Origin of the sequence: Acidiplasma aeolicum, assembly GCF_001402945.1 — an archaeon.
Classification (GTDB): domain Archaea; phylum Thermoplasmatota; class Thermoplasmata; order Thermoplasmatales; family Thermoplasmataceae; genus Acidiplasma; species Acidiplasma aeolicum.
Window position 1 is genome coordinate 1 of record NZ_LKBG01000048.1, and the last position, 3,663, is coordinate 3,663.

2 protein-coding genes are annotated in these 3,663 nt (G+C 32.3%); both read left to right on the forward strand.

The window, feature by feature from the left end; genetic code table 11:
• The first annotated feature begins 365 nt into the window (after positions 1-365).
• Entirely contained in the window at positions 366-1,736 is a 1,371-nt protein-coding gene (locus AOG54_RS01745; protein WP_156324162.1) for a hypothetical protein, read from the forward strand.
• 791 nt (positions 1,737-2,527) lie between these two features.
• Positions 2,528-3,658 carry a glycosyltransferase family 4 protein gene (locus AOG54_RS01750; protein ID WP_054964132.1) on the forward strand — a complete coding sequence of 377 codons (1,131 nt, stop codon included), beginning with the start codon at positions 2,528-2,530 and terminating at the stop codon, positions 3,656-3,658.
• Positions 3,659-3,663 lie beyond the last annotated feature (5 nt).

Below are 3,663 nucleotides of genomic sequence, written 5' to 3' on the forward strand. Positions count from 1 at the left end.
ATTATTGATAAAAGAGTGGAAATGCCCGGAGTAAGCCCCCTTCTGTTCACCTTTCTGGCTGGCAAGCATTCGACGGTACATTTTATCCGGCAAGAGCTCCTGATACTGCATATGGAAATAATGTTGCCAATATAGGTGGATATACGCCATTAAATATCAATAGCAGTGTTATCCATGCCTATGATTTTATTTCATCGCAGAAGAGCAATTTCAACATACTATGGATTGGTGGTCCTGCGTTTAGTAATAGGGTATATGAATCACCACACCCAGAAGCATCCATACCTAACTTGGATTATATTACATCAAATAATTTGAGTGTAGATTTATATTACAATTTATTATATTCTGGTGTAAAATACGTTGTGATTTCAAATCAGGACATACAGAAGAATCCAGGGGCAATATTTGAATATACATTTTCTAACGCGGGTTTTAAGAGTTTTACACAAGCACAGAGTTTTCTACAGAATACCACCGGATTGAAGGAGATATATAGTAAATATCAAGTGGACATATTTGAGGTAGATAACTTTACTTCAATTTATAAGTCCAACCTGCTGTTAAACTATGAAGGAAATAATATCTATGAAGTTGCACTCCCATATTTATTCAAGACCTTGGGCTATAATGTTGCAATCACCTATGGCAATAAATATGGATTACCTGTAAATTTTGACAATAATAGCAAAAATATTTCCATAGACACACCCGGATATCTATCTACCTTAGTAGGTTCAACCGAGTCCCCCTATTTCAACTTAAGTTCCAATAAAACTATCTCAGGTGCTGGACACAATTATGCTACTGGATTGCCCGACAATTTCACTTTGACGTTATGGGTAAATAGTGAAGCATACTATTCTTATTATAATCGAACAGTAAAAATTACAGGCAATGCGTCTATTAACGGCATTAGTATTTCATATAATGGTTCATTTGATGGTGGTGCAGGAGGATTTTATGTAAATAGCAACTCCATCAACTCAACAGTGGTTTCATTAAAGCTTACATTTTATGCTAAAGCATCTGTCAATGGCACGGGTTTGGTACTATTCATGGGAGAACCGAGAAGCAATATATATACCGATAATGTATTTTTAGGGTATAATTTCAATGTCTCCAATTCATATAAAAAATACACTTTCTCTTATACATTTTCCGCAACAGAAAAATATGTTGACTTTAGGCTATACGACTATACCAATGGCACGTTTTATATCAATAATTTAAGTTGCAGATATATATCATATCCGCACATAAGTGAAAATTCAACATTGCCCTTTGGCAACTTTGTGACATTGAATAATACTTTATTGAAGGGAAACAATGGAAGTGCCCTTATCTATATGGAAAATAGTACAATGAATAATTACCAGTGGGTAAAGTTTAATTTTAGCAAAGGATTATATTTGAAAGGTTATACCAAAGTTGCAGCCTTAATTTTGATTAAAAACACATCCTTATTAAATGACAAAAACCCATCTATTATAGTCTCAATATACCCGAGCTTAAGGGAATATAAAGCAAGTTACGGGGGGAAACTTTATAGTTCCATACCCGGAATTTATGGAAACAGCATCTTTATCATAAATAAAAGTATAGCTTCATTAAATGATATTAAGATAATAACTGAGGGAAAAATAATAATGGATGTATTTTATATAGGCATGATAATTTATTTAGCTGTGCTTTCATACTTTGTGTTGGACACCTATAGAAAAAATAAAATTTGAATGAACAAGATTAAACGATACTACATTTATTTTTATGATGTTGCTATAATATGCTTAATAACAGATTTTTGTGCGAAGCTGTCAGCTTCCACAGATTTTTAAGAGGTATATTGATTCCGAGTCTTTTGTCTATCTTTTCAGCGATTGAATATATTTTGCTCATTGTTTTTTACTTCAATGGGCTATTTACGTATACTTTTGGGAACTTTAACAACACACTTAACTGACAGGTTGAACACTGCTTCCGGTTAATAATTCCTATATGTATTCGTTCGTTATACTGCTGTACCTATCAAAAAATAAAAGTTCCCAGGTTTTCTCATTTATGGCACGCCTCCATAACTGCATTGATAAGAATGAAATTGAAGTCATTCGCGGGACTTTTTTTTACTTCTACACGGATAGTTATTTCAACAATAAGAATCATCTATGCAATAAGGGAAAGTGGGTGAATGTAAAATTATCCCCCAGGAGATGTAATAGCGATTCAGACAGTGGATGAATTCAACCACATAGGGGTGGAGTGGCACCTCAGGTCAGATAATTGCGAAATCCTTGAAAACACTGCCTATGAAGTTATCGAATTTTAATATAATTGTAAGACACGTATAAAGTGTAATTTCGTATGGTTGTATTCACTGTTTTACTGTCTTCTTACTCAAAAGAGACTCTTTCATATGTTCCTTAATGATCCTTGCATGAATAACCGGGATTTATATTTACACAGAATTATGTACACAGCCAATAACGAAATACATAAAGTTTTATATTAAATATTTGTACACATAAAAATGAAGATAATAATTTTGGTTAGAATTCTATGGACTGCAGGAGCACAGAAAATAGCAATAGCTGAGGCAAAACAATTAACTAAAATGGGATATAAAGTCAAACTTGTGTTTTTGAGAGCAACGGAAAGTGGCAGGAATCTTTTAAATGAACTTGAGGATATAGATTATGAAATATTTTCAGGTGAAAACTATAAACCGAAAGGCATATACTCATTTATAACAGGCATATTTATGCCTAATAGAAGAGGAGAAGGCACAGTTGATTATAACCTTATAAATAAATTTGCAAGATCTGTTAAAAAGGGGGATGCGGATTATATAATATGTCACGACCAGTGGGCTGGATTGGCTGGTCTAAAAATTAAGAGAAAGCTGGGAATTCCATACTCTGTAATGATGCACGAACACGTTAATGGTAAGTATAATGTTCCTGTATTGGGTAAAATAGCTACTAAAATGGAGAGAGACGTTTTGCAAAATGCAGATAAAATTTTTGCTGTAACCGAGAAAATTGCCAATAATGTAACATCTATATATGGATTTAAATGTGAACCAGATTTAGTAGGAATGACATTACAAAAAACTAAAAACTTTCATGAAAGGGATAATATAATCCTTGCAACGTCTACTTGGAGCAAAGATAGATCACCCGATACTTATTTAGATATTATCGAAGCTATACCTGATTTTAAACTTTATTTTATTGGAAGATGGAATCTAAAATCTGAATTTGAAGATTTTAAAAATAATGTATATAAAAGAAATTTACAGGAAAAAGTTATCATAAATGATAATATGCCTGATGAAGAACTTGATGAATTATATGCTTCTTCAAAATTTGTAATTAGATTTGCTGGTCCCATGGAGTACGGTCCGGGACTCGCTATAGTATTAGCTATCTCGCATCTTACACCTGTGATTATAGATTCCACATTAGGAATTTCTGATATAATTAAAAAATATGGTGGTGGGTATATTGTAGATAAAAATGATATTAACAAAATATCAAATTTTATATTGGAAAATAATAATGAAATCAATTATGAAAAACTACAGAACAACTTATTAAATATAACCAAAGAATATACATGGGAAAAACACTGTAGAATCTTAATGAATATTCTTAAATAAGCAAT